Raw genomic sequence first — 22569 nt, 5'->3', positions numbered from 1 at the left:
TGAGCGTGGACCGGGTTCACGACCTGGAACGCATTCGCCAGGACACGCCCCTTTTTTCCCGCTACATTTACCTGGATGCCGCCGCCGCCGCCCCTCCGCCGTGGCCTGTAGTGGAGGCCATGACGACTTACCTCAAGCACCTCGCCGAGTGGGGGCCTTATTTGCCTCGTTTTCGGGCTGAAACCTATGACCGGGTCGAGGAGATTCGACGGAAGGTCGCCGAATTCATTGGGGCCGCCCCAGAGGAAATCGCCTTTACGCGCAATGGAACCGAGGGCATCAACCTGGTTGCCGAAGGTCTGCCATGGCGGGAAGGCGATGAGATCGTTCTCCTCGATATCGAGTTCCATTCCAATTATGTTCCCTGGCTGCGATTGGCGAAGGAGAAGGGCGTACGTCTGCGGGTCATCAAAACCCCGCAGGACGGCCTTGTCACGCCCGATATGGTGGTCGCAGCCGTCAATCCGCGGACCCGCCTGGTGACCTTGACCCATGTATCGAATGCGCTTGGAACGGTTCAACCGGTGGCGGAGATCGGAGCGGCCCTGAAGAAGGAGCATCCAGAGGTTCTCTACCTGATTAATGCATCGCAGTCGCTCGGCTTGTTGCCCCTTCAGGTGCAACGTTTGCATTGCGATTTCCTGACGGCGCCAGGCCGCAAATGGTTGCGTGGGCCAGAAGGGTCCGGCCTGTTGTACGTACGCCGCGAATGGATCGAATCCCTGCGCCCGCCGCTGGTGGGGTGGGGAGGCACTGAATGGCTGGCCAGTGATGACGAATTCCGCTATGCCGCAACGGCCAAACGATTTCAAGCCGGCCTACCGGATATTCCCGCAATCCTGGGGTTGGGGGCTGCCCTGGAGTATGCCCAGCAGCTGGACATCCAGTGGATTGCAAACCGTGTCCGGCATCTGACGGATTACGGTTATGAACTCCTTCAGCAGATTCCCGGCGTCACGGTGCTCGGTCCCCGGCTATCAAGGGATCGCATTGGCATGATTCCGTTCACCGTCCAGGGGCTTGCCCCTCGGCGGGTGGTGGCGGCGCTCGAGGAAGAGGGCGTCATCGTCGAGGCAGGATCCTTTATGGCACATGTGGCGCTGACGAAACACGGCGTCCAGGAAGTTGTGCGGATCTCTCCCCATTACTACAACACGGAAGCGGACCTCGAACAAGCAGCCCGTTTGCTTGCAGACCTTATCCGAAAGGAAGAACGGCGGTGAACGTGTCGGAACTGGTACGCATTGCCCACAAGGTGTTGATGCACAACCTGAAGGTCAGGTCCGGTGAGGGTCTTGTCATTGCCGGTGACTCGCTCCAAAGCCCGCGGCTACTGGACGCGTTCGTCACCGCGGGTCAGGTGCTGAGTGCCAGGGTGGGTCTGGTGACCTGGCCGGCCCTGGAGCGTCAGAACGACGAGCCGCCCGCCTTCGTGGGCGCTGCCTTCGCGGCAGCGGACGCCGTCGTGGTGGCGCCGTCGGTGTCCATCACCCACACCAAGGCGGTGCGGGAGGCCCGCGCCGCCGGTGCACGGGTCCTCGTGTGCTCTGGGCTGACGGAAGAGATGATGCGGGGACCGGTCGACGTCGACCAGGACCGCCTTGCTCGTGAGACCCGCCGCCTGGCAGAGATGTTTACCAACGCCCGAACGGCCAGGGTCGTGGACCGCAACGGCACGGACGTCACGATGCGTTTGGGTGACCGGACGGCCATGGCCGTCGATGGAGTCTGTGACCAGCCGGGTCAATGGAACTTCATTCCGGCAGGAACCACAGCGCTGGCACCCCTGGAGGGTACCACCGAGGGTTGGATCGTTTTCGACGGCAGCCTGGCCCCTGTCGGCATCCTGCGTGAGCCGGTTCGTCTGCGGGTCGAGGGCGGCGTGGTGACGGCCATCGAAGGAGGCCGGCAAGCGAAGGAATACCGAGAATTCCTGGCGTCCTTCCATCACCCGGGCGTGTACAATATCGCCGAGATCGGCGTGGGGACCAATCCCAAAGCCAGCCTCTCCGGTCGGTTGATTCAGGACGAGCGGATTCTGGGGAGCGTCCATGTGGGCATCGGCAGCAGCGTAAACTTGGGCGGGACGGTGGATGCCCCAAGCCACACCGACGGCGTCATCCTACGCCCCACCCTCTACTTGGACAACCACCTGGTGGTGGAGGACGGCCGTATCGTCGGGTAGCCCTCAACCCCGCGCTGAACTCCAGGCGTTTTCGTAAATTCGTCGGCCCGGGCTGCAGGATCCGGGGTACCCGTGCAGAAGTAATCTATCAGCGAAACAGAGGTTCGCAAAACGAACCACGACAACCGGTTCGGATGCTGCGGGGGCCACGGGCGCTCCCTGGAGGGCTCACCACTTCGTGGAAGATCGTGATCAGTATCTCCAGACGGTCGGCCGGGCCTTGCAAATGCTGGATTGCTTTCAGGACACCGCCGAGTGGTCGCTGTCGGGTCTGGCCGCGCACCTCGGGGTGAACAAGGCGGTTGCCTTCCGACTTGTCTCCACGTTGCGGCGCCACGGTTATCTGGAGCAGGATCCGCTGACGAAGAAGTATCGCCTGGGCGAACGGGTCCTGATCCTGGGCCTTGCGGCGGCGCGACGGGTCGATCTCCGTCAAGTGGCGCGTCCAGTTATGGAGTGGCTTTCGCAGGAGACCGGCGAGTCGACCTTTCTGACGGTGGAACGCGGCGGCTTCAGTGTGTGTTTGGACAAGGTGGAGTCGTCCCATGAGATCCAGCTGATGATGCAGGTCGGAGGCGTCTACCCGCTGCATCGAGGGGCATCGAACAAGGTTCTGCTCGCCTTTCAGCCGCCGTCTCGCATTGAGGCTTATCTCCGTGCCATAAAGGACCAATTGTCGGCGGACGGGTTGTCGGTGGAGGAAGTCAAGGCGCAACTGCAGCGGATTCGGGAGGTGGGTTATGCCCACTCCGTCGGTGAAGTAACGCCCGATGCTTTTGCCGTTGGGTTTCCCGTGTTCGACGGAGAACAACGGCTGGTGGGGGCGATCAGCAGTGGCGGGCCAACTTACCGCCTTACGCCTGAGCGCCTGCGGCGCATCGTGGCCCTGACCCAAGAGGCAGCCGTCCGCGTTTCCCAACGCCTCGGCGGGACCACGCCCAGCGGGGAGAGTGAGCGCGGTGCAACGTCCACCGAAATTGGGTGTGATCACCATTGGCCAGTCGCCGCGCACCGATATGGTGCCCGAAATGGTCCAGTGGCTGGGCACGGTGGAGGTGATGGAGCGGGGCGCCCTCGATGGCCTTAGCGCGACCGAGATCGCGGCCCTGCATCCGGACGCCACCGACTACACCCTGGTGACACGCCTCAGGGACGGTTCGTCCGTGGTGATTGCCAAGCGCCATATCATTCCACGGATTCAACAAGCGATTGACGAGCTGGAGGAAGCCGGCGTGGACGCGACGGTGCTGGTGTGCACCGGTACATTTCCTGCCTTCGCCCATCGCAAGCCCTTGCTGTTCGCGGAACGCTTGTTGGTCGAAGGCGTTCGGGCGATCGCAGGAGGGAGTCGCCTGGGCATTCTTTGCCCGTTGGCGGCCCAAGAAGGCTTGACGCGCGAGAAGTGGGAGTCGGTGGCCGGCCACCTCCATGTCGCGTCGGCCTCACCCTACGGCCATGGCGCTGAACTGGAAGCAGCAGCGCACGTCTTGAGGGAGGCCGGGGTTGATTACGTGGTGCTGGATTGCATGGGCTACACCCAAGGGATGAAGGAGCAGGTCCGGCAAATGACCGGGGTGCCGGTGTTGTTGGCTCGATCCATCGTCGCGCGCCTGGTAGCGGAGGTGATCGCGTGATCGGGATTATCAGGGTCCTCACCATCGACGACGCGGAGATCCTTCAAGCCCACGGGCGGTTGCTGGAAAAAGAGTACGGTCTGCCGACGCTCAGCCGTTGCATTCCCGATCAGCCGCGCGGGATTTATGATGAGGCGACCGAAGCGCTGGCTCGGCCCAAGATCATCGCCCTGGCCCAGCAAATGGCGGCAGAGGGTTGCCGAGGGATCTTGATCAGTTGTGCGGCCGATCCCGCCCTGGACGAGGTGCGCGCAGAGGTCCCTGTGCCCGTGGTCGGAGCGGGTTCGGCGGGAGCGGCCGTGGCGCTTGCGCTGGGTGGCCGGGTGGGTGTGCTGTCCATTACGCCGGATGTGCCTGCCCCCATCGCCAGGGTTTTGGGAGACCGCGTCGTGGCCGTGGCTCGCCCCCAAGGTGTAACCAACACAACCCATTTGCTGGAACCGGGTGCACGGGATCGGGCGGTGGATGCGGCGCGAGGGCTAGTTCAGCAGGGTGCCGATGTCATCCTCTTTGGCTGCACCGGCTTTGTGACCGTCGGTGTCGCTCCCCGCATTCGCGCGGAATTGGGCGTGCCGGTGGTCGACCCGGTGCTGGCAGCCGGGCTGATCCTGCGCTATGCCACCGATACGAATCCTGCGCTTCCCCGGGATCCGCTAAACCCCCAACGGTCCGTTCGCTAACCGGTCGCCGAGTTCTTCCCCTGGCGGGGCAAACAAAGGCCATCCGCCGGCGGCCGGTCAGCGCCTCAGAGTGACATCGGGTCCCAATCGTCCAGGAAAAGGATGGTGGATGGGTGATGCGGCTGGATCGTGCGCAGGTTCGTCATGCCGCCCTAGGCGGCGCCTTCCTGGGAGGTGGAGGCGGGGGAGCCTTGTCGGAGGGCATCAACCTGGGCGAACTCGCCTTCACGGTCGGCGATCCCCAATTGGTTCGCTTGGATGACTTGAACGACGAGGACGTGGTCGTGACGGTCTCGGCTGTCGGAGCGCCCGCGGCAAAAGATCAATATGTGAAGCCGGCGGATTACGTGGCAGCTTTGCAGGCCTTGAATCAGCGCCTCAACGGGCGTATTGCCGGCCTCATCACCTCCGAGAACGGCGGCCTGGCGACGTTAAATGGGTGGTTCCAATCGGCGATGACGGGCATTCCGGTGGTGGACGCCGCCGGCAATGGGCGCGCTCACCCCACCGGGGTCATGGGTTCCATGGGTTTGGACCGCCTCGATGGCTACCGCTCGGTCCAAGCCGCCGTCGGGGGGGATCCTCGCCGGGCGCGGCGGGTAAGCCTTGTGGTGGAGGGAGCCCTCGCCGTCGTCGACCGGGTGGTCCGCCAAGCGGCAGTCGAGGCGGGTGGGCTCGTGGCGGTGGCGCGCAATCCGGTCCCTGCCTCGTGGGTCCGCGAGCATGGGGCCGCGGGGGCCATTACCTTCGCCATCGAAGTGGGCGCCTTGATTGACGAACAGGCTCCCCATGGTGGCCGGGCTGTCGCCCGCGCCCTGATTGAGCGGCTGGGGGGCGAGGTCCTGGCCGAGGGAGAGGTCAAGGACTACCGCCTGGAGACCACGGGTGGCTACGATGTAGGCTCACTGGTTGTCGGAGACTTGGAGTTGACGTTCTGGAACGAGTACATGACCGCCGAGCGGGCGGGCCAACGTTTGGCCACCTTCCCCGATCTGATCGCCACGGTGGATGTTGACAGCGGGATCCCCGTGACGTCCGCCGAGATTCAAAACGGTCGCCACGTGGTGGTGATCATGATCCCCAAGGAGAGAATCCCCCTGGGAGCCGGTGTTCGTCACGCCGACGCGCTTCTTCCCGTGGAACGCGTCCTCGGAAAAGCGATGGCTACCTATTTTTGAGGCCGCTTGATTGGGCGGCTTTTGGACGTGGAGCATCCAAAGGACGAAAGGAGGCGGTCCGTCGTGGCGCTGAAATACGTCCTGGAAGTACTTGATGCGGTGGATTCCCCTCAGGCAAGCGGAGAAACGATCCGCGATTTGTTTGCGCGCTACGACTGGACGAACGTCGAGGTCCGAACGGTTGAAGGCTCCCAAGGGAAAACGGACTTTGTCAAAGTCGTCATTCCCGGGACACGAGGGAAGACCCAAGGAGGATCTGCCCCCACCCTGGGCATCATCGGCCGGTTGGGTGGCCTTGGCGCCCGGCCAGAACAGATCGGTTACGTGTCCGACGGTGACGGCGCCGTGGCCGCCTTGGCCGCAGGGTTAAAGCTAGCGGACATGCACCGACGCGGGGACATGCTGGCCGGCGACGTCATCATCACAACCCATATTTGCCCGGATGCGCCGACCCAGCCCCACGATCCGGTGCCCTTCATGGGATCCCCAGTGGACATCGCCACGATGAACGCCATGGAAGTCGACGCCGCAATGGACGCGGTGATTTCGATCGACACCACCAAGGGGAATCGAATTTGTAACCATCGGGGCATTGCCATCACCGCCCCGGTAAAGGAGGGATGGATTCTCCGGCTAACCGATGATCTGCTGGATGTCTACGAAATCGTGACGGGACGACTGCCGGTTGTGTTACCCATCACAATGCAAGACATCACTCCCTACGGTAATGGGGTCCACCACCTCAACAGCATCATGCAGCCGGCGGTGGCCACATCGGCACCGGTGGTGGGCCTTGCCATCACCACGGAGACCATGGTTCCTGGCTCCGCCACCGGAGCCAGTCACGAAGTCGACATTGCGTTGGCAGTTCGGTATGTCATCGAGGTCGCCAAGTTATTTGGTCAGGGCAAGTTCAAATTCTACTACGAGAGTGAGTACCGCCGTCTCTGTGACCTCTACGGTCGCATGGTCGTGCTTCAAGTTCAACGGTAATCGCAGGGCATTCCGGGTGAGGTGAGATGATGCAGAACATTGTTTCTCGAGAAGAGATGGAAACAGCGAAGGGTCGGCATCCGAGTATCTTTGAGCCTGTTCCCCTGGCTTTAAACGTTATCTTGTCCGTTATTGGTGCCATCATTGGCCTGCAACTCATCACGCAATTAGGCATCACGGCAAATACCGCCATTATTGGTGCCCTTATCGCCATGTTAGCCGCCCGCATTCCTGTAGGGTTCTTGCGGCCTTTCCGTTCCATCCATCGGCAGAATTTAATCCAAACGGGTATCTCGGGTGCCACCTTCGGCGCCGCCAATTCACTGCTGCTGCCGATGGGCATACCCTTCGCCATTGGGCGGCCTGACCTCGTATGGCCGATGCTGGTTGGGGCAGCAATCGGCTTATTCGTGGATGCGTGGATCATGTACCGCCTCTTCGACTCCCGCATCTTTCCCGCCTCCGGTGCATGGCCTCCGGGTATTGCAACGGCCGAGGCGATCTTGGCGGGAGACGAGGGCGGGCGGCGGGCCCGGCTCCTCCTGTGGGGTACACTTATCGGCTTGATCGGGTCGATTCTGAAGGTGCCCATGTCGGCGTTCGGCGTGGCTTTCATAGGAAACGTATGGGCGCTGACGATGTTTGGTGTCGGTCTGTTGCTCCGTGGTTATTCCCAGCCCTTGTGGGGGATCGATTTGAATGCTCTCTATATCCCCCACGGCATGATGATTGGCGCCGGCGTCGTTGCGCTGCTGCAAATCACGCTCATTCTCCTGCGTCGACAAGGCGGGGAGTCTCCGGAAAGCGAACGGGGACGCAACGTGGGTGATTGGAACGGGGCACTTGAAACGACGGTTGACGAACGGACCATCGGGCGGGTGCTAACGAGCGGATTCGGGTTGTACATCATTGGTGCCATCATATTGGCTGTAATCGGTGGGCTTGTTTCAGAAATGTCCGGTGGCCAAATTGCGCTGTGGATTTTGTTCGCAGCGGTGGCTGCTCTTGTCTCGGAACTCATTGTTGGCTTGTCAGCAATGCATGCGGGGTGGTTCCCGGCCTTTGCGGTGACGCTGATCTTTCTCGTGTTAGGAATGCTCATGGGGTTCCCCGCGGTGCCCCTGGCCCTACTTACCGGATACACCGCCTCCACCGGGCCTGCTTTTGCCGACATGGGGTACGATTTGAAAGCAGGCTGGTTGCTGAGGCGCCGTGAAGGAAGCCGAGCCTTTGAACTCGAGGGCCGGCGCCAGCAATTTCGAGCCGATCTGATTGCGTTTGTCATCGCGGCTGCAATTGTTGCGCTGGTTTGGCCGAACTACTTCCAAAAGGATCTGATCCCTCCGGTGGACCGGGTATTTGCGGCAACGATTCAAGCCGGTGTCGAGGATCCTTCGATCTTGACCAAGCTATTGCTGGCGGCTATACCCGGTGCCTTGATTCAATTCCTCGGCGGACCTTCGCGCCAGATGGGTATCTTGCTGGCGACCGGGTTGCTGATTAACATGCCGCTGGCGGGCTGGGCGGTACTGGTCGGCATTCTGTTGCGCGTGGTGATTAGCCGCCGGTACGGGGCCGAGGCTGAAACGCCCATGAGCATCACCGCGGCAGGTATCATTGCCGGCGACGCGTTGTATAGCTTCTTTAATTCGATTCTCAAAGTCCGATGACGAACGCAGCCTTTAAGGATTGATGCTGGTGGTCAAAGGGTCGGCGGACATGGTGTCCGCCGACTCGCATCGTTGATCGAGCGGTGGCGTCGAATTGAACATGCGATATCGATTTTCGCCGCATTCGAAGGATGTGGGGGATCAATATGGGCCATGAAGAAATTGCAGCTAGGATTTTGACGACGTGCATGGGTTTAAAGCACGGTGAGCGCTTGGTCGTGGTGACCGATGCTGGGAAAGTATCGATGGGGAACCTGTTCTTTAGGGCTGGACTCGCGCTGGGCGCCGATGCCGTTTTGGTTGTTATGTCGGAACGAACGGCGGATGGGCAGGAGCCGCCGGCGGCCGTGGCCGCGGCCATGGCCGCTGCGGATGTAGTCATTGCCCCGACCACTCGATCCTTGACCCATACTGCGGCACGCCGGCGGGCCACCGATGCCGGTGCGAGGGTGGCAACGATGCCGGGTATTACCGAAGATATGTTATATCGCGGAGCGATAACGGCGGACTACGAAGTGGTCCGCCGCCGAACCGAACAAGTGGCCCGCATTCTTGACGGCGGGCGGGCGGTCCGGCTGATCAGTGGCGAAAAGTATGAGCTGTTCCTCGACATCACCGGACGCCGTGCCATTGCGTCGACCGGAGTTTACCGTGATCCGGGAAGTGCAGGCAATCTGCCTTCTGGAGAGGCCTACCTTGCACCGGTTGAGGGAAGCGCGAACGGTGACCTTTTCGTGGATGGGTCCGTAGCCGGTCTGGGATTATTGCAGGATCCGCTGCTTTTACACATTGAAAATGGTCGTCTTGTTTCGGCAGAGGGACCGGACGCCGAACGGCTGCTCAAATTGTTGGATCAGAGCCCCCAGGGACGCATGGTGGCTGAATTGGGAATCGGCACCAATGACGCGGCACGCCTGACGGGCACGGTCCTTGAAGACGAAAAAATTTACGGTACGGTCCACATTGCCTTCGGCAGCAATGCGAGCTTCGGTGGGTCCATTGAAGCCGGGCTTCACATCGACGCGGTCGTCTTACGACCCCAACTTTATGTGGATGGCGTGCTTCTGGTAGGGGATGGCCGTGTGTACGTGTAAGACCGATTGTAACCGCTCGCTGCATCGGACCTGGAAGGGCCATAGGGGCGGATCGCTGAACCCTGGAACGACGCGTCGAAGGGGCGTGCCCGTGCAGGATGCGAGACCCACGGACAATGCCTGCCATGGCCCAAGAGGTCGGCGGTCTTGTCCGCAACCCGCGGGCCGGCCCGAGCACCGGCAGATAGTCACCAGTGTACAGTGCCGGCTGAACATCGCCGGTGCCCTGGTGCCTCGGCGCGTGCGGTTTATTGCTCGCTGGGCCGACTGTTGGGATGAACTCGGTGGGGAGTTGCGACGTAGTTCGTCCAGTTGATGCGACAGCGTGCGCCCTAATCATCCTCTTGACTGAGCACCACTGTCAGAGTCCCTCGTGGTGGTGCAAATGGTCGGGGCCGCACCGGCCGGCCCCGACTACCTAAGCCAGTTTTCCGCCGGGAAGGCCATGTAGGCCAACACGTCGTCCTCGGCATCCCGTAATAAGGCCGCCACCTGGGGGTGCTGCGACCTGAGCTCCTCGGTCCTCTGTCTCAGCCGCTGGCGATGGCCTTGCCCCGGTTTCGTGGACACCCCGATACTTGGGGCGTAAGCCCCGGAAAGGGTGATCTCCATGCCGGCCACCAAGCCGCCGTACCCTCCCGAGTTCCGGGCCGAAGCCGTCCGCCTCGTCCGGGAGAATGGGAAGAAGCTCCACACGTTGTCCCACTCGGCCATGAAGGCCGCCCGCAAGATCGAGGTGGGCGGCGTCAAGGGCAGCGGCATCGGCCGCGAGGGGCCGCGGTACGCCATCGAGCACCTGACGGACCTGCGGTTGGTGGTGTTCAACCTGTAGGGTTGGCACGCTGCTGCGGCCGGTGCAGCCCCCTTCGGGGTGGACTTCAGGGTTCAAACGGACGGGGATGCACCCAACGTGCGGGGCATGTCGCGGTCTGCGCCGTCCACTCACGCCGGCGCAGACCGCGGCACCGACCTGCTTCACGGCAAGTGACGATCCCTACCCCGGATTGCCTAGGCCGAGCCCAGTACCGCCGCACACCTCCGCACCCCGGGCCACGTCTTCCGGCTCCGCTCACTCCCCAGGATTTTCGCCTGCTCACCCCGAATTGTGCTTGCCACAAGGCGTCACCGCGCAATGAAGGCATCCGCCGCCGGTGCCCACGGGGGATCCAGGGGGGGCTGTCATGGCGGTCGCGGCGGTACCGCAACCGAATCGTCCTCAACGGGAAGGCGTCACCGTACGTGACGTCCTGTTCCTTCCCTCAGCGGCCGGAGCCGAGGTGGTGGCCGGCCGTCAGGGGATGAACCGGCCGGTCCGCTGGGTGCACATCTCGGAGCTGCTGGACATCGCCCGGCTTCTCACCGGTGGCGAGTTTCTCCTTACGACGGGCATGCGGTTCCAGGATGCAGCCCCCGACGAGCTGCGTACGTACGCCGCCTCGCTGGCCGAGGCCGGTGTCGTGGCGGTGGGGCTGGAGCTCGTCCAGTGGATTCACGAGCCGCCCGCTGCCCTGGTGGAAGCTTGTGAGGTCCACGGGCTTCCCTTGGTGGTCTGGCGATCGGAAGTCCGCTTCCGGCTGATCGCGGAGGAGGTCGCCCGCCGGATCCTGGACACGGGCCGCCGTCCCGCCGGCTTCGACGAGGACGAACTGGCGGAGATGCTGCTGGCCGGCCCGTGGGCGGAGCCCATCGCCCGGGAACGCCTCGAAGCAGCGGGCCTGGATGCGGGCCCCTGGGTGGTCCTGGGCTTGATCAAGGCGGCAGGGATGGAGCGGGCGGGCGCGGCCGTTGCCCTCGAACAAGCCGTTCACCACGTGCGCCAGGCGGTGCCGCGGGCGGCCCGGGGGCTTGCCGGTACGGCGGTGGCTCGACTGGCGTGTTCAAGCCGGGGGGAGATCGCCAAGGTCATCCTCACCGGTCCGTCGCCTGCGTCGTTGCGCAGTGCCTGGGATGCCTTGATCCCCATGCTCCGCCGGAATGGTCCCTACTCCTCGAAGGGCCGGTCCGTGCCCCTGCGCATCGGCGTCAGCCGGCCCCGGGACTCGTTGGGCGGGTTGAACGCCGCTTTGCGGGAAGCCATGGCCGTCCTGCGGTTCCAGTCGGTGCGGCGTCCCTGGCCCCACGTGCACTTCGACCAGCTGCAGTTGGGCCAATTCCTGCTCGCGATCCCCGAGCCCGCCCTCCGGCGCCTGGTGGAGACCGAACTCGGGGCCTTGCTCAAGACGCCCCGGAACGAGCGGCCCGAGCTCTTGCGCACCCTCCTGGCGCTCCTTGAGCACAACTTCAACGTGTCGGCCACGGCCAAGGTGTTGCACCTGCGTCGCCAGAGCCTCTACCGGCGGCTGGCCCGGCTCGAGGAGCTGTTGGGACCCGGTTTCGACCAGTGCGACCGGCGGGCCACGCTGCTCCTGGCGATCCGGGCGTCGCAGCTGCTCGGCCTGTATCCGGAGGAGTGAGCCGGGGTGCCGTTTTGTCGACGGGCGTACGGCCGGACATGGGCGGAAACGGCGAGCCCTGGCGGGGCAGGCGACTGCCCACGGTGGCCAAGCGCTCGGCCATGCCCTCCGCGAGGCAGCGCCCATACGCAAAACGACGACCGTGGCACCCCGCGAGTCCGTGCTCATGAGGTGGGGAAGCAAGCCGCGAGGGGGCTGCGCCTGGGGGCGGTACTCCGATGGGGACGAACGCGGCCGCGCCGCCCCTGGGGCATCTCCTGACGACAGCTGCTCCCGCTTCGCCCAGCCGGTTCCGGCCGGTTCGACCGGCACGGATAGCCTGTTCCCGTTCCTAGGGTCAACCTGTCGCAAGGCGCCGGCGGGTGGGCTGGCGAACTCCTCCATGGATCCATGTCCCGCGGGAGGGGAGATCCATGGCCGATGCCATGCCCGCCGTGGCCCATGAGGGCGACGACCTTCGCCGCAAGCAGCGGGAGTACCTGTTTCCCAACCTGGCCACCCTGTACGAAGAGCCGCTGGTCATCGTCCGGGGTGAGGGCAAGTACGTCTGGGACGATCAGGGGCGGCAGTACCTGGACGCCTTCGGCGGCATCCTCACCGTCAGCCTGGGCCACTGCCACCCGCAGGTGACGGAACGGGTCGCCCGCCAGCTGCGGACGCTGCAGCACGTCTCGACCCTCTACGTCACCGAGCCCCAGGTGCGGCTGGCCGAGCGGCTGGCGGAGCTGACGCCGGGGCGGCTCCAGCGCAGCTTCTTCACCAACAGCGGCACCGAGGCCAACGAGACCGCCCTGGTGGTGGCCCGTGCCCACACCGGCTGCGACGACGTCATCGTCCTGCGCCACAGCTACCACGGCCGCTCGATGCTGACCATGACCCTGGGCGGGACCCACGCCTACCGGGCCGCCACACCGGTGCCCGGGGTGCACCATCTGGCCAGTCCCTACTGTTACCGCTGCCCCTTCGGGCTGACCTACCCGTCCTGCGACCTGCGCTGCGCCAGGGACGTGGAGGAACTGATCCAGACCGCCACCTCGGGCCGGGTGGCCGCCTTCGTCGCCGAGCCCATCCAGGGGGTGGGCGGGTTCATCACCCCGCCGCCCGAGTACTTCCGGGAAGTGGTCTCCATCGTGCGGCGGTACGGCGGCCTGTTCATCTGCGACGAGGTCCAGACCGGCTGGGGACGCACGGGCACCTACCTCTGGGGCATCCAGCACTGGGGCGTGGAACCCGACGTCATGACGTCGGCCAAGGGCATGGCCAACGGCCTGCCCATCGGCTGGACCATCACCACCGACGAGGTCGCCCGCTCCTTCCGCCACAGCACCATCTCCACCTTCGGCGGCAACCCCGTCTCGGCCACCGCGGCCCTGGCCGTGATCGACGTGATCGTGGAGGAGGGCCTGGCCGAGAACGCGGCCCGGGTGGGCGGGTTCCTGATGGACGGGCTCAAGGCATTGCAAGAGAAGTACCCGTGCATGGGCGACGTCCGCGGCATGGGGCTGATGATCGGCGTGGAGCTGGTGCACGGGGGCAAGCGGCCGGCGCCGGACCTGCTCAGCCGGTGGCTGGAGGCGACCCGCAAGCGCGGCCTCTTGATCGGCAAGGGGGGCCTCTACGGCCACGTGGCGCGGATCGCCCCGCACCTGAACGTGACCCGCAGCGACGCCGAGGAGATGCTCCGGATCATGGACGAGGCAATGGCCGAGGTCCAGCCGTACATGGAGGTGTGAGCCGTGGCCCAACTGCCCTTGGAACGGGACGAACCGGCAGCCGCCGTGCCGGCGCTGATCGGGGGCAAGTGGATCACGCCGGCCGCGCAGCGGTGGGAGCCGGTGTACAACCCCGCCACCGGGGAGGTCATCGCCCGGGTGCCCTTCGCCACCGGGGCGGAGGTGGCGGCCGCCGTGGAGGCGGCAGCGAAGGCGTACCCGGCGTGGCGCCGGGTTCCTCCGGTGGAGAGGGCCCGGCTGATGTTCCGGTACAAGGAGCTCCTGGAGAAGCACTTCGAAGAGCTGGCCCTGTCCGTCACCCGGGAGCACGGGAAGACCCTGGCCGAAGCCCGCGGCGAGGTGCGGCGGGGCATCGAGGTGGTCGAGTTCGCCGCGGGGGCGCCGACCCTGCTGCTGGGGGAGATGGCGGAAGACGTAGCCCGCGGGGTCGACAGCGAGATGGTCCGGGTGCCCCTGGGGGTGGTCGCCGGGATCTGCCCGTTCAACTTCCCGGCCATGATCCCCTTGTGGATGTTCCCCATCGCCGTGGCGTGCGGCAACACCTTCGTGCTGAAGCCGTCGGAGCGGACCCCGCTGACGGCCGTTCGACTGGCGGAGCTGTTCCTGGAGGCCGGCGCGCCGGAGGGCGTGCTGAACGTGGTCCATGGCGGGCGGGACGTCGTGGACGGGCTCCTCGCCCACCCCGACGTCAAGGCCGTCTCCTTCGTGGGGTCGCAGCCGGTGGCGCAGTACGTCTACGCCGAGGCGGCCCGGCACGGCAAGCGGGTGCAGGCTCTGGGAGGGGCCAAGAACCACCTGGTCGTCATGCCCGACGCGGACCTGGAGGCCACCGTGGCGTCGGTGGTGGGCTCGGCCTTCGGTTCCGCCGGCCAGCGCTGCCTGGCCGGCAGCGTCGTCGTGGCCGTGGGGGACGTGGGCGATCCCCTGGTGGGGGCCCTCTGCGAGGCGGCGCGGAACCTGGTGGTGGGCGAGGGGACCGATCCCGAGGTCGACATGGGCCCGGTGATCCGGGCCGAGGCCCGGGACCGCATCGCCCGCTACATCGAACGGGGCGTGCGGGCGGGGGCGTCCCTGGTGCTGGATGGCCGCCGCCACCCGCACCTGCGGGGGCCGGCGGGCGGGTTCTGGATCGGGCCGACGATCTTCGACCACGTGCGACCGGAGCAGGAGATCGCGTGCGACGAGATCTTCGGTCCCGTGCTGTCGGTGATCCGGGTCCCCGACCTGGATACCGCTATCGACGTGGCGAACCGGTCCCGCTTCGGCAACGCCGCCAGCATCTTCACCCGGAGCGGCGCGGCGGCACGGACGTTCCGCTACCGCATCGAGGCCGGCATGCTCGGGATCAACATCGGGGTGGCCGCGCCCATGGCCTGGTTCCCCTTCTCGGGGTGGAAGGCATCCTTCTACGGGGACCTGCACGCCACCGGCAAGGACGGGGTCCGGTTCTATACCGAGGTCAAGATGGTGACGAGCCGCTGGTGAGCGGGCCCGCAGCGGCCGGGTGCTGCTTCTTGACGGGCCGTCCATGGGGTTGGCTCCGATCCTGGTTCGGGAGATCTTCGCGGTGATCGACGAGATCCGCCAGCCCGGCACGACGATCCTGCTGGTGGAGCAGAACGCCCACGCCGCCCTGCAGGTGACCAGCCGCAGCGGTGTGCTGGGACGGGCCGCATCGTGCTGGCCGGGCCGGCCGCGGAGGTGGCCAGCGACCCGCGGGTGACGGAAGCCTACCTGGGGGCGTGAAGGCGGGGCCGGTCCGCGCCGCGCGCCTATCCGCGGCACCGCGGCCCGTGCGGGTGCACGTGGGCGATACCCCTCCGGTGCGGGTGCGATACGCCGGGGGCGACCTGCGTCGAGGGGCTCGAGGTGGGACCCGGCCCGAAAAGCCAACCCCACGGGCTGAATCGCCTCGCAGTCATCCCGCCACGCATCCTCACAGGAGCCGGGCGAGTTGCCGCACCACGGCCTCGCCGACCTCACGGGTGGTTGCCGTCCCGCCCAGGTCCGGCGTGTGCGGTCCCTCCCGGAGCACGTCCGCGATGGCCTGCAGCACCGCGCCGGCCAGCCGGTCGCCATTCGGCAGGCGGCCCCGGTCCTTCAGGTAGTCCAGCATCAGGGCGGCAGACCAGATGGCCCCGATGGGGTTGGCGATGCCCCGGCCCGCGATGTCGGGGGCGGATCCGTGGACCGGCTCGAACATCCCCGGATACGGCCCGGCGGGGTTGATGTTGGCGCTGGCAGCCAGGCCCAGGCCGCCCTGCAGGGCAGCGCCCAGGTCCGTCAGGATATCCCCGAAGAGGTTGGACGCTACCACCACGTCGAACCGCTCCGGCTGGCGCACCAGGTGGTACGCCATGGCGTCGACCAGCACGGTCTCCAGCCGCACGTCAGGGAAGTGGCGGGCCACGTCCCGGACCACCTCGTCCCACAGGCCGAAGGTGTGGGGCAGGGCGTTGCCCTTGGAAACGCTGGTGACGATGCGGCGGCGGTGGCGGGCCTGCTCGAAGGCGAAGACGGCAATGCGCTCGATGCCCCGCCGGGTGAAGACCGCCGTGTGCAGGGCCAGTTCGTCCGGATGCCCTGCGTTCAGCCGCCCGCCCGCGTCGGAGTACTCGCCTTCCGTGTTCTCCCGAACGAACAGGATGTCGACGGTGGGGGCATGGGCGAGGGGCGACGGGGCGCCGGACAGCCGCCGGACGGGGCGAAGGTTGACGTACAGGTCGAACCCCTTGCGTATCTGCAGGACCAGGCCCACGGAGATGGGATCCGGGACGCGCGGGTCGCCCATGGCCCCCAGCAGGATGGCGTCGAAGCCGCGCAGGGTATCGAGGAAGCCCGGCGGGGCCACGTGACCGGTCTGAAGGTAGTGCTCCGAGCTCCAGGGGAAGGTCACGGTGTGGAACCGGTGGCCTGTTGCCTCTTCGATGGCTTGCAGCACGCGGAGGGCTTGCTCGATCACTTCGGGTCCTACACCGTCCCCTGGGATGACCGCCAGCCGGACCGGATGCACGGGTTGCGCGGGCTGCACGGGCTGGACGGTCTGCTTGGGCGCGGTGGACTGCATGGCGTCACCCCCTGCCTGGCGATCACGGTCCGCCGGGTTCGTCCGACTGGGGTCACGGGTTGAGGGGCGGGTCGTAGCGGCCGTCGATGGCGGTCCATCCCCCGTCGACGGTGAGCACCGAACCCGTGACGTAGCGGCTGGCGTCGGCGGCCAGGAAGACCACGGCGGCCGCCACCTCGTCCGGCGTCCCCCACCGGCCGAGGGCCGTCTTGGCGGCGTAAGCGCCGTACCACTCCGGGTGGTTCTTGAGGGGCTGCGTCAGCGGGGTGTCGATGACGCCCGGCGCCACGGCGTTGGCCCGGACGCCGCGGGGGCCGAGCTCCGCCGCCAGGGTCTTGATCAGCTGGACCGTCCCCGCCTTGGTGGCGGCGTAGACGCCCTGGCCGGGTTCGACCACCTGGGCGCGGATGGAGGCGAAGGCGATCAGGCTTCCCTGGCCGCGGCCCGCCATGACCCGCGCGGCTTCCACCAGGACGTTGAACGTGCCCTTCAGGTTCAGGGTGAGCACCCGGTCCAGCTCGTCGTCAGCGTAGTCCAGTAGCCGCTTGCGGATGTTGACGCTGGGTGTCGTCACGGCCACGTCCAGGCGGCCGTGGCGCTCCACGATGCCGGCGATGGTGCGGCGGACCTGGTCCCGGTCGCGGATGTCGAGGCCCACGGCCTGGCCCTGGGTCCCGCCGGCCTCAAGCTCCCGAACCAGGGCCTCCACCCCGGCGGCGTCCCGGTCGGCAGCGACCACGAAGGCGCCGAAGTCGGCCAGGGCAAGGGCTGACGCCCGGCCCAGGCCGGATGCGGCACCGGCCACCAGGGCGACCCGCCCGGTGAGGTCGAACATGTCGCGGTACCTGCCCATATCCATGCCTCCTCGCGACGCCCGGGCGCACCGCGGAAATGTGCTCCTGCTACCCCTATCGCCGTGTCGACAGGAAGATCATGGCCGCCGCTGCATACAGGCGGGCCGTCTCGATCAGCTCGGGAATGTCCACGTACTCGTCCACCTGGTGGGGGACTTCCCGCTTCCCGGCGCCGAAGGTGACGATGGGAATCCCCTTCCAGGCCCACAGGAACGTCCCGTCGGTGGCCCCGGGAACGCCGTTGTACTGCGGCTCGCGACCCGTGACCAGGCGCACCGCCTCGGCGGCGGCCTGGACGACGGGGTCGTCGGGCGGGGTGTAGGTACATGGGCGGTCGTCGATGACCGCCGTTTCCACGCGGAGGCCCGGCACCTTGTCCGCCTCCTCGCGGGCGATGTTCAGGACGGCCTCCTTCAGAAACCCGTGGTCCTGCCGCGGGGTGGTACGAACGTCCAGCGTGACGTACGCCTGGTTGGGAATGACGTTGATCTGCGGCTCACCGCTGGGCGGCGCGAGGAAGATGGTGGGGGTGATGCTCGGCCAGCCCACCAGCGGATCCTCCCCGTGGTGCGCGCCCTCGCTTCGCTCCAGCTCGGCCAGGCGGGCGACCATCCGGCATACCGGGGTAATGGGGTTGATCCCCGCCCGGGGTATGGCACCGTGGGCCATCTTGCCGTGGGCCCGGATGCCGATGCGCAGCGCCCCCTTCTGGGCGATGCAGAGCTGGTTCTCCTCGGGCTCGCAGATGATGGCGCCGTCGACCTCGTTGCACCAGCCGGACTCGATCATCTTCTTGATGCCGATCATCAGGCCTTCTTCGTCGACGGGGACCGCCAGCAGGATCCGCCCCCCGAAGTCTGCGGCGGCGTCCTTGATGGCCTTGAGCGCCACCATGGCGGCCGCCAGGTTCCCCTTGGTATCGCAGGCCCCCCGCCCGTAGATGCGGTTGTCCACCACCACACCTTCGAAAGGCGGATAGGTCCAGAGGCTTGCGTCGCCCTCCGTCACCACGTCGCTGTGGGCCTCGAACAGGAGGGTCTTCCCCTCCCGGGTGCCGCACAGTTCGGCCAGGACGTTGGGGCGCCCCGGCGCCGCCTCTTCGACGCGGACGGAAAAGCCCCACGCCTCGAGGAGCTCGGTCACGTAACGGGCCACGCCGGCCTCGCCCGTTCCCCGTTCGGGCCGGTAGACGCTGTCGATGCGGATCAAGGAGCGGGTGAGCTCGACCAGTAACTCGGCATCCACGTATCGCAACACGCGTTCCACGATCCCGGGTTCCACTCCGTGACTTCCTCCCTGGCGCTGACGCGATGCACAGGCGGACCACCATTGCGAGGCAAACGGGTGGGCGAGGCACCCAGGCGGGCGGCTCACCCACCCCCGCCCTGTTCCCCTCACACCCTCCGGGCCCGCTGAACCCGGCCGGCGTCGAGCCGCTTCCAGGGCACGGCCACGGCATAGGTGACGATGGCGGCGACGATGATCTCCGGGATGCCGTGGGTGACCCCGACGGTGAGGGCGACGTTGGCCGGGAGGTACCCGCGCAGGGTGGCCATGGTCAGGACCAGGACCGTGTTCGTCAGGGTCCCGACGGCCGCTGCGGCACCCAGGGCCAGCCACTCGTTACGCCGCAGGGCGGCGTAGGCGTAGTAGGCCGTGATGCCGATGAAGATGCGCGGCAGGATGGCCACCAGCGGGTCCATGAAAAGCGGCTGCGTAGCGTTGACGAGGCTGAAGATGCCAAAGATCGTGCCGATGATGGCACCCACCAGCGGGCCTTCGACCACCGCCCCGATGATGGCCGGGACGTGCATGATGGTTGCGTTGACGCCCGTCGGCATCGGGATGAACCCGAGCCGCGTGACCCCCAGCAGAATGGCGACGGCAGCCAACACCCCCGCGATGACGATCTTCCGCACCGACAGGCTGTAGTTGGACAAGGCGTTCACCCCCTTTCCCGATGGCTTTAGAACGGGAACCTCGCGACCAGCACCAGCGTGGACACCGCGAGGCTGCATAGGATTGCCACCGCGTCCCGCCACGTGGCCTTGAGCTCGACCAGCGCGGAGCGATCCTGCCCGCCCACGTAGCCCCGGGCCTCCATGGCCAGAACCAGTTCCTCCGCCCGTTCCAGGGCGATGGTGAACAGCGGCACCAGCAGGGGCAGGATGCTCACCGTCCGGCGCACGAAGTTGAACCGGCCGCCGGCGCCGAAGTCGGCCCCCCGGGAGACCTGGGCCTTCATGATCCGCTCCAGCTCCTGGGCGAAGGTCGGCACGAAGCGGAGGGCGATGGTCACGATCAGGGCCAGCTCGTGGGCGGGGACGCGCAGCCGCCGGAAGGGGCGCAAGAGACCCTCGATCCCGTGGGACAGCTCGGTGACCGCGGTGGAGAAGGTCACCGCGCTGGCCAGGAAGATCAGCTCGACCAGCCGCAAGAAGGAGACCACGATGGCCTTGACCGTGGCCCGGGTGATCACGACGAACCCGTATTCCCACAGCACCGGGCTCGACGGGTCGATGCTCCGGCCGAAAAACAGCAGCTGGATCAGGGCCAGGATGATCAGGAAGGGTAGGGCGGGGCGCACCCCGCGCAGGGCGTAGTCCAGAGGAATGCGGGCCAGGGTCAGGATCCCGGCCAGGACCAGCAGCAGCACCGCGTGCCCGGCGTAGCTGGCGTTGGCCGTGATGGCGACGATGAGCACGGTTGCGGACAGCAGCTTAGCCCGCGGGTCCAGCCGGTGGATCACCGACCCCGTGGGCAGGTACTGCCCGATGGTGACGTTGCGAAGGAGGTCAAACTCCTGCACGGTCCTGCGCCTCCTCGGGCACCGTCAGCACCCGGGTGATGGCTTCCGCCACCTCGTGGGGGTGGATGGCACCGGCGGGAATGGGTAGGCCGGCGGCCCGCAGCTCATGGGCCACCCGGCACGCCGGGGGCACGTCGAGCCCCACGGCTTCCAGGGCCGCCGGGTTGGCGAAGAGCCCCCGGGGCGTCCCGTGCAGGGCCACACGGCCGCCCACCATGACGTAGGCATAGTCGGCCAGGCGGGCGACCTCGTCCAGGTTGTGGCTGACCAGGACCACCGTCAGCCCTTCCCGCTCCCGCAGCTCGGCCAGGATCGACAGGAGCTCGTCCCGGCTCTGCGGGTCCAGGCCGGCCGTCGGTTCGTCCAGCACCAGGATTTCAGGTCGCAAGGCCAGCACACCGGCCAACGCCACCTTGCGGCGCTGGCCGCCGCTGAGAGCGAAGATGGGCCGGTCCCGGAAGGTCTCGAAGTCCAGGCCGACGATGCCCAGCGCCCAGCGCACCCGCTCGCGCAGCGCCTCGCCGCGGAGGCCGTACTTGTACGGGCCGAAGGCCACGTCGTCCCCCACGTACCGCTCGAACAGCTGGTCCTCCGGCCGCTGGAAGACGATGCCCACGCGCCGGCGCAGGGCGCGCACGTCGACCCGCGGGTTCGCCAGGTCGAAGTCCGCCACCCGGACCCGACCCTTGTGGGGCCGCAGCAGCCCGTTGAAATGCTGGATGAGGGTGGACTTGCCGGACCCCGTCTGGCCGATGATGGCCACCACCTCGCCGGCACCTACGGCCAGGGAGACATCCTCTAGGGCCCGGTGGGCCAGGGGTGTTCCCCGCAGGTAGTCGTGGGTCAGCTCTTCCACGACGATCACGGGGTCGGGGAGGTGCCGGTATCCGCCTCCAAGGCCGGACGAACCGGCCGCCGGCGGCGGCTCAGAGGGCCCCGGAGCCGGGAACGCTGCCGTAGTGGCCCCATTCCACGGAGGGTTCAACTCGTCCCGCGAGAAGTTCTGCTGGCTCTGCGGCGTGCCTTGGGCGTCCCGGGGATTGCCCTGCTCGTCCCGCGGCCCACCCCGCTCGTGCCGCCGGGTGGCCCGCTCGTCCCGCGGTGTCCCCCGCTCCATCCCTGGAGTGCCCCGCTGGCGGGCATTGCGGTCGACATGCTGCAGCACGGCCTTCACCAGTTCTTCAACGGTCATGACACGGGTCGGGAAGCCGGGCACCGCCCTCGCCACCTGGCGGGCGATGGCCACCGTCGGGGGGACGTCCAGGCCGAATCCCTTGATGCGGTCCGGTTCGACCAGCACGGCGTCGGGTGCCCCGTCGGCCTCGATCCGCCCGCGGTGCAGGATCACGACCCGGTCCGCCTGGGCTGCCTCGTCCATGTGGTGGGTGACCTGGATGACGGTGACCCCTGCCCGGTGCAGCCGGTGGAGGATCTCCATGACGCTGCGGCGACCGCTGGGGTCCAGCATGGCGGTGGCTTCGTCGAAGATCACCGCCCGCGGCCGCATCGCCAGCACGCCGGCGATGGCCACCCGCTGCCGCTGGCCGGCCGACAGCAGGTGGGGCGGGCGCAGCGCCGCCCGGTCCATGCCGACCCACGCCAGGGCCTCCTCCACGCGTCGCTCGATCTCAGCCCGCGGGACGCCCAGGTTCTCGGGGCCGAAGGCGACGTCCTCCCGGACAATGGTGGCGACGATCTGGCTGTCGGGGTTCTGGAAGACCATGCCCACCGTAGCCCGGATGTGTTTCCGCAGCGTGGGATCCCCGGTGACCCGCCGGGTGTCGTGGCCGCCCACGTAGACGGTGCCGGCGACGGGAAGGAGGAGCGCGTTGAAGTGACGGGCCAGGGTGGACTTGCCGCTGCCGTTGGACCCGACGATGGCCACGTGCTCCCCGGCCTCGATCCGCAAGGACACGCCCGCCAGAGCCTGCACCGGCGCGGCCAGCCGCGCGGAGTAGACGAATTCCACGTCTTGGGCTTCGATGAGGTACCGGGCAATGGAGTTCATGGCGTCACCGGCAACCCGCGGCCGCCCCCCCAGTTGACGGAATCCCTTCGCACTCGACACCCAAACTCCTTCGTACAACTTGACACGGCCGCAGCCGACAGAGTGACGCTCGGCCAGGTGAGGGCGCGCTCCGATGAAGCCGGATGGAGGGCCTATTATCCACTTGCCCTTCGATTTCGTGCTGCCCCAAGGTGTTGCCACCTGTAGAGTG

The 22569-nt window shown here is 66.7% G+C and carries 19 protein-coding genes and 1 pseudogene; 14 read left to right on the top strand and 6 right to left on the bottom strand.

Going from position 1 to position 22569, the window contains the following annotated elements; genetic code table 11:
- The first annotated feature begins 5 nt into the window (after positions 1-5).
- The 14 genes and pseudogenes from DYI95_RS09040 to DYI95_RS08975 all read left to right on the top strand — a co-directional run.
- Positions 6-1223 (top strand): aminotransferase class V-fold PLP-dependent enzyme, encoded by a 1218-nt coding sequence (locus tag DYI95_RS09040; protein WP_116900154.1) that lies wholly within the window; start codon positions 6-8, stop codon positions 1221-1223.
- Complete coding sequence (locus tag DYI95_RS09035; protein ID WP_116900116.1) at positions 1220-2185, top strand: aminopeptidase; 966 nt, start codon at positions 1220-1222, stop codon at positions 2183-2185. Before DYI95_RS09040 ends, DYI95_RS09035 begins: the two co-directional genes overlap by 4 nt.
- A gap of 178 nt (positions 2186-2363) precedes the next feature.
- Positions 2364-3272 carry an IclR family transcriptional regulator gene (locus DYI95_RS09030; protein WP_116900117.1) on the top strand — a complete coding sequence of 303 codons (909 nt, stop codon included), beginning with the start codon at positions 2364-2366 and terminating at the stop codon, positions 3270-3272.
- Positions 3202-3819 (top strand): AroM family protein, encoded by a 618-nt coding sequence (locus DYI95_RS09025; protein ID WP_116900118.1) that lies wholly within the window; start codon positions 3202-3204, stop codon positions 3817-3819. Before DYI95_RS09030 ends, DYI95_RS09025 begins: the two co-directional genes overlap by 71 nt.
- Positions 3816-4499 carry an aspartate/glutamate racemase family protein gene (locus tag DYI95_RS09020; RefSeq protein WP_116900119.1) on the top strand — a complete coding sequence of 228 codons (684 nt, stop codon included), beginning with the start codon at positions 3816-3818 and terminating at the stop codon, positions 4497-4499. Before DYI95_RS09025 ends, DYI95_RS09020 begins: the two co-directional genes overlap by 4 nt.
- A gap of 116 nt (positions 4500-4615) precedes the next feature.
- Positions 4616-5677, top strand: a complete 1062-nt coding sequence (locus DYI95_RS09015; RefSeq protein WP_116900155.1) for a DUF917 family protein — start codon at positions 4616-4618, stop codon at positions 5675-5677.
- 63 nt (positions 5678-5740) lie between these two features.
- Entirely contained in the window at positions 5741-6670 is a 930-nt protein-coding gene (locus tag DYI95_RS09010) for a DUF1177 domain-containing protein (protein WP_116900120.1), read from the top strand.
- Positions 6671-6696: 26 nt separating this feature from the next.
- On the top strand, positions 6697-8340 hold the full coding sequence (locus DYI95_RS09005; RefSeq protein WP_203530623.1) for an OPT/YSL family transporter: 1644 nt from the start codon (positions 6697-6699) through the stop codon (positions 8338-8340).
- A 218-nt stretch (positions 8341-8558) separates the two neighbouring features.
- Positions 8559-9434, top strand: a complete 876-nt coding sequence (locus tag DYI95_RS09000; RefSeq protein WP_243149975.1) for an aminopeptidase — start codon at positions 8559-8561, stop codon at positions 9432-9434.
- Between the two features lie 610 nt (positions 9435-10044).
- Entirely contained in the window at positions 10045-10266 is a 222-nt protein-coding gene (locus DYI95_RS08995) for a hypothetical protein (protein WP_116900123.1), read from the top strand.
- Between the two features lie 349 nt (positions 10267-10615).
- A complete protein-coding gene (locus tag DYI95_RS08990) occupies positions 10616-11887 on the top strand; it encodes a PucR family transcriptional regulator ligand-binding domain-containing protein (protein ID WP_116900124.1) in 1272 nt (423 codons plus the stop codon).
- Between the two features lie 413 nt (positions 11888-12300).
- Complete coding sequence (locus DYI95_RS08985; protein ID WP_116900125.1) at positions 12301-13620, top strand: aspartate aminotransferase family protein; 1320 nt, start codon at positions 12301-12303, stop codon at positions 13618-13620.
- A gap of 3 nt (positions 13621-13623) precedes the next feature.
- Positions 13624-15105: a CoA-acylating methylmalonate-semialdehyde dehydrogenase gene (locus DYI95_RS08980; protein WP_116900126.1), complete on the top strand. Its 1482-nt coding sequence runs from the start codon at positions 13624-13626 to the stop codon at positions 15103-15105.
- A gap of 16 nt (positions 15106-15121) precedes the next feature.
- Positions 15122-15366, top strand: a pseudogene (locus DYI95_RS08975) (ABC transporter ATP-binding protein); the annotation flags it as partial.
- 190 nt (positions 15367-15556) lie between these two features.
- Here the strand turns inward: DYI95_RS08975 and DYI95_RS08970 are convergent.
- The 6 genes from DYI95_RS08970 to DYI95_RS11980 form a co-directional block, all read right to left on the bottom strand.
- Complete coding sequence (locus DYI95_RS08970) at positions 15557-16687, bottom strand: isocitrate/isopropylmalate dehydrogenase family protein (RefSeq protein ID WP_116900127.1); 1131 nt, start codon at positions 16685-16687, stop codon at positions 15557-15559.
- A gap of 52 nt (positions 16688-16739) precedes the next feature.
- On the bottom strand, positions 16740-17540 hold the full coding sequence (locus DYI95_RS08965; protein WP_116900128.1) for an SDR family NAD(P)-dependent oxidoreductase: 801 nt from the start codon (positions 17538-17540) through the stop codon (positions 16740-16742).
- A gap of 55 nt (positions 17541-17595) precedes the next feature.
- On the bottom strand, positions 17596-18822 hold the full coding sequence (locus DYI95_RS08960) for a M20 family metallopeptidase (protein ID WP_203530619.1): 1227 nt from the start codon (positions 18820-18822) through the stop codon (positions 17596-17598).
- 113 nt (positions 18823-18935) lie between these two features.
- A complete protein-coding gene (locus DYI95_RS08955; RefSeq protein WP_116900129.1) occupies positions 18936-19481 on the bottom strand; it encodes an ECF transporter S component in 546 nt (181 codons plus the stop codon).
- 26 nt (positions 19482-19507) lie between these two features.
- Entirely contained in the window at positions 19508-20350 is an 843-nt protein-coding gene (locus tag DYI95_RS08950) for an energy-coupling factor transporter transmembrane protein EcfT (protein WP_116900130.1), read from the bottom strand.
- Positions 20337-22418: an energy-coupling factor transporter ATPase gene (locus DYI95_RS11980; protein ID WP_203530615.1), complete on the bottom strand. Its 2082-nt coding sequence runs from the start codon at positions 22416-22418 to the stop codon at positions 20337-20339. Before DYI95_RS11980 ends, DYI95_RS08950 begins: the two co-directional genes overlap by 14 nt.
- Positions 22419-22569: the final 151 nt, after the last annotated feature.

Origin of the sequence: Thermaerobacter sp. PB12/4term (genome assembly GCF_003403315.2) — a bacterium.
Taxonomy (GTDB): domain Bacteria; phylum Bacillota; class Sulfobacillia; order Thermaerobacterales; family Thermaerobacteraceae; genus Thermaerobacter.
Note: the sequence above shows the minus strand (reverse complement) of the source record. Positions and strands in the feature narration are given on the sequence as shown.

What these genes read in the sequence shown, in the direction of transcription:
- DYI95_RS08965 (WP_116900128.1), bottom strand. Translation starts at nt 17,540, where the DNA reads ATGGGCAGGTACCGCGACATGTTCGACCTCACCGGGCGGGTCGCCCTG.
- DYI95_RS08970 (WP_116900127.1), bottom strand. Translation starts at nt 16,687, where the DNA reads ATGCAGTCCACCGCGCCCAAGCAGACCGTCCAGCCCGTGCAGCCCGCG.
- DYI95_RS08990 (WP_116900124.1), top strand. Translation starts at nt 10,616, where the DNA reads ATGGCGGTCGCGGCGGTACCGCAACCGAATCGTCCTCAACGGGAAGGC.
- DYI95_RS08995 (WP_116900123.1), top strand. Translation starts at nt 10,045, where the DNA reads ATGCCGGCCACCAAGCCGCCGTACCCTCCCGAGTTCCGGGCCGAAGCC.
- DYI95_RS09015 (WP_116900155.1), top strand. Translation starts at nt 4,616, where the DNA reads ATGCGGCTGGATCGTGCGCAGGTTCGTCATGCCGCCCTAGGCGGCGCC.
- DYI95_RS09005 (WP_203530623.1), top strand. Translation starts at nt 6,697, where the DNA reads ATGATGCAGAACATTGTTTCTCGAGAAGAGATGGAAACAGCGAAGGGT.
- DYI95_RS09025 (WP_116900118.1), top strand. Translation starts at nt 3,202, where the DNA reads ATGGTGCCCGAAATGGTCCAGTGGCTGGGCACGGTGGAGGTGATGGAG.
- DYI95_RS08985 (WP_116900125.1), top strand. Translation starts at nt 12,301, where the DNA reads ATGGCCGATGCCATGCCCGCCGTGGCCCATGAGGGCGACGACCTTCGC.